This window comes from Micromonospora sp. M51 (genome assembly GCF_018070305.1).
Taxonomy (GTDB): Bacteria; Actinomycetota; Actinomycetes; order Mycobacteriales; family Micromonosporaceae; genus Micromonospora; species Micromonospora parva.
Genome location: NZ_JAGPXZ010000745.1, coordinates 1 through 2912, shown reverse-complemented (window position 1 = coordinate 2912; position 2912 = coordinate 1). Strand labels below are relative to the sequence as shown.

The window sequence follows — 2912 nt, the reverse complement described above, 5'->3', positions numbered from 1 at the left end:
CCAGAAACAGAAACTGCAAGATCGCGTGAGCGTGGGCGTGGGGGTGGGCTTGTGCGGGCGGTGCACGACGAAGGGCCCGGCGTGAGCCGGGCCCTTCGTCGTGAGCTTCGTGGTGAGTGGCGGCCTCAGGCGGTCACCGCGTCCATCGCCTTCTTGATCGCCTTCGGCGCGGTGGGGGTACGCGGCGCGTCCGCCCGCAACGCGATCATCTTCTCGCCGATCTCCTGCAACTGCTTGCGGCCCAGCGCGTCGCGGACCTTGGGGAACCACTCCTGCTCTTCCTCCTCGACGTGGTGGGTGACGTTCTCGATCAGCACTGTCGTCTTGGCGGTGAACCGCTCGTCGTCGGCGTCCATGGCGGCCAGTTCGGCGCAGAGCACGTCGGCGACGTGGTGTTCCTCGTACGACTCGAGAATGTCGTCCTCCAGGTCGGGCAGCAGCCGACGGACCTCCGGATACATCACCTCGTTCTCCAGATAGGTGTGCACCGTCAGCGCCTCCAGGATCTGGTCCACCAGCTTCTGCCGCTGGCTCGCCGGCCCCTCCTCGGCGTCCTGGAAGGCCTTGAACAGGCGACGCATTTCCTTGTGGTCCTCTTTGAGCAGGACGATGGCATCGGTCGACACCGGTGTGACCTCCCTGAAAAGTCTCGGCTGGTGGGGTTCCGGTACCCCGACGCCGAATGGCGGAAACAGATGAAACCGTCTCAGACCATCGCCAGGGTGCGGGGGATCTCGTCGAGCAACTCCCGAGCCAGAAAGCCGATCCGGCCGTAGCGGGGAATCAGCCGCTGGCCGCTCACCGAGTGCGCGAACGAGCCCCAGCAGGCCGCCTGCGCAGGGTCGGCACCCCGGGACAGCAGCCCCGCCAGCAACCCGGCGAGCACGTCCCCGCTGCCGGAGGTGCCCAGCCCGGCGTCGCCGCTCTCCTCCCGCCAACCCCGACCGTCCGGGGCGGCCACGTGCCCGTACAGCGACACGACCGCCTCGTACCGGGCGGCCAGCTCGGCCGCCTCGGCGTCCAGGTCGTCGCCCGGGTCCCGCCCGAGCAGGTGCCCCGCCTCGGTGACGTTGGGGGTGAGCACCACCGGTCGACCGGAGCCGACCAGCAGGTCCGGTGCGTGGCTGAGCGCGCCGAGGGCGTACGCGTCGAGCACCAGCGACGTGTCCGGGCGGGCCGCCTCCAGGACCAGGCCCAGCAGGCGGTTGGTCTCTTCGATGGCCTTCAGACCCGGGCCGAGCGTCACCACATCGGCCTGCGCGACCAGGTCGCCGAGTTGTCCGTCCCGGTCGGCGGCCACCGCGCCGTCGGCGGTCTCCGGCAGCCCGACCACCAGCGCCTCAGGCACCTGGATGCTCAGCGCGGCGGCGCTGGACTCGGCGGCGGCCAGCTGGAGCACCCCGGCGCCGGCGCGCAACGCGGCCACCCCGGCGAGCAGCACCGCGCCCGGCGTGAAGCGGGAACCGCCGACCACCAGCACGGTGCCCCGGCTCTCCTTCCCACCGACCGGCACCGGCAGCGCCCAGTCCCGCAGCAACGCCGGGGTGATCACCTTCACCTCAGACCGGCTCGGCATGGATCTCGTCCTCCCTGGTGGGCTGGGCGCCCTGCTGACGCAGGTGCGCGACATCGTTGAAGGCGGTGAGCGCCAGGCGGTCGTCGCCGTCCGCCGACCACTCGGTGATCGAACAGTTGGCGATGACGTCCTGCCGCGTGAGCGCCATCAGTTCGTCCTCGGTCAACCCCTCCACCAGATAACGAAGCAGGAAGACCAGCGCGTCGTGGCCGAAGAGCAGCACCCGGCAACCCTCGTGATCACGGCGCAGGTCGCCCAGCAGCGTCCGCAGCCGCAACGCCACGTCGGTCCAGGACTCCCCACCCGGCGGCCGGTAGTAGAACTTGCCCAACCGCTCCCGACGCTCGGCCTCGTCCGGGTAGCGCCGGCGCACCCCGTGCCCGGTCAACCCGTCGAGGATGCCCAGCTCCCGGTCGCGCAGCCGCTCGTCGCGGTGCACGGGAATGTCGGTGCCGTCCAGCGCCAGCCGCGAGGTCTGCACCGCGCGCAGGTAGGGCGACACCACCGCCACGTCCGGGCGCTTCGCGTCCGGCAGCTCGGCCAGCCATCGGCCGGTCGCCCGAGCCTGGTCCTCGCCGGTCGCGGAGAGCGGCACGTCCGCGTCGCGGTGGGTGAGGTCGATCAGCTCCGCGCCCGACGCCTCGGCCTGCGTCGCCGCGACGTTCGCGGTGCTCTCGCCGTGCCGGACGATCCAGAGGGTTGCCAGTTCCGCCATGCGGCCCCCCTACCCGGGCGCCGCCGACGGTAACCGTGTCCGGCTCGCCGACCCTCAGTCGAGGGCCGGTGGGGTAGGAGGGCCGGTGGGGCGGAGCCTCACGGCTGATATGCGATCTTCGGCACCCAGTTGGTCGTGTCGTAGGCGCTCGTGCCGTTCTGGTGTTGGTGGAAGCGCAGGGTGTCACCCGCGGCCACGCTCAGCTCGATCATCGGGAACGGGACCCGGTCCACCGGACCGACCTTCTGCCTACCGGTGGATGGCCAGACGTTCGTCCCGTTCCGGGTCAACCGGACCAGCACGCCGTCGGCCCCCGAGCCGTTGTCGGTGTAGAGGTCGCCCAGCGCCGAGGTGATCCGAACCCTGCCGGCACGCGGAGCGACCCAGGCCCGCACCGACTCACGGTTGCCGTCGGCGTGCTGCGAGACCGGCCCGATCTGTAGGTACGGCGCTGTGCCGTGCCACAGCTGTTGGGCGGCGTCCCACGTCATCGGGGTGCCGCCGGCACCCTCGTCGTACTCCTCGTACGACCACTGGGCCGCGCCCTTAACGCCGCCGAAGTCGCCGTTACCGGACCAGCTGACCCGGCTACCCCCGGTGTAGGTCAGGGTCGGGAGCCAG

4 protein-coding genes are annotated in these 2912 nt (G+C 71.1%); all 4 read right to left on the bottom strand.

Annotated elements, in window-relative coordinates; translation table 11 throughout:
• Positions 1-125: 125 nt before the first annotated feature.
• Positions 126-626: a hemerythrin domain-containing protein gene (locus tag KBX53_RS28040; RefSeq protein WP_030337907.1), complete on the bottom strand. Its 501-nt coding sequence runs from the start codon at positions 624-626 to the stop codon at positions 126-128.
• Between the two features lie 80 nt (positions 627-706).
• Positions 707-1576, bottom strand: a complete 870-nt coding sequence (locus tag KBX53_RS28035) for an NAD(P)H-hydrate dehydratase (RefSeq protein ID WP_030337906.1) — start codon at positions 1574-1576, stop codon at positions 707-709.
• Positions 1560-2291, bottom strand: coding sequence for a histidine phosphatase family protein (locus KBX53_RS28030; protein ID WP_210862553.1), 732 nt, complete (start codon positions 2289-2291; stop codon positions 1560-1562). Before KBX53_RS28030 ends, KBX53_RS28035 begins: the two co-directional genes overlap by 17 nt.
• A 98-nt stretch (positions 2292-2389) precedes the next feature.
• Positions 2390-2912: hypothetical protein (locus KBX53_RS28025; protein WP_210862551.1), on the bottom strand; the 523-nt coding region annotated here is incomplete at its 5' end.

Bases quoted from the DNA above. Each gene is read 5' to 3' on its own strand.
- KBX53_RS28035 (WP_030337906.1), bottom strand. From the start codon at position 1,576: ATGCCGAGCCGGTCTGAGGTGAAGGTGATCACCCCGGCGTTGCTGCGG.
- KBX53_RS28030 (WP_210862553.1), bottom strand. From the start codon at position 2,291: ATGGCGGAACTGGCAACCCTCTGGATCGTCCGGCACGGCGAGAGCACC.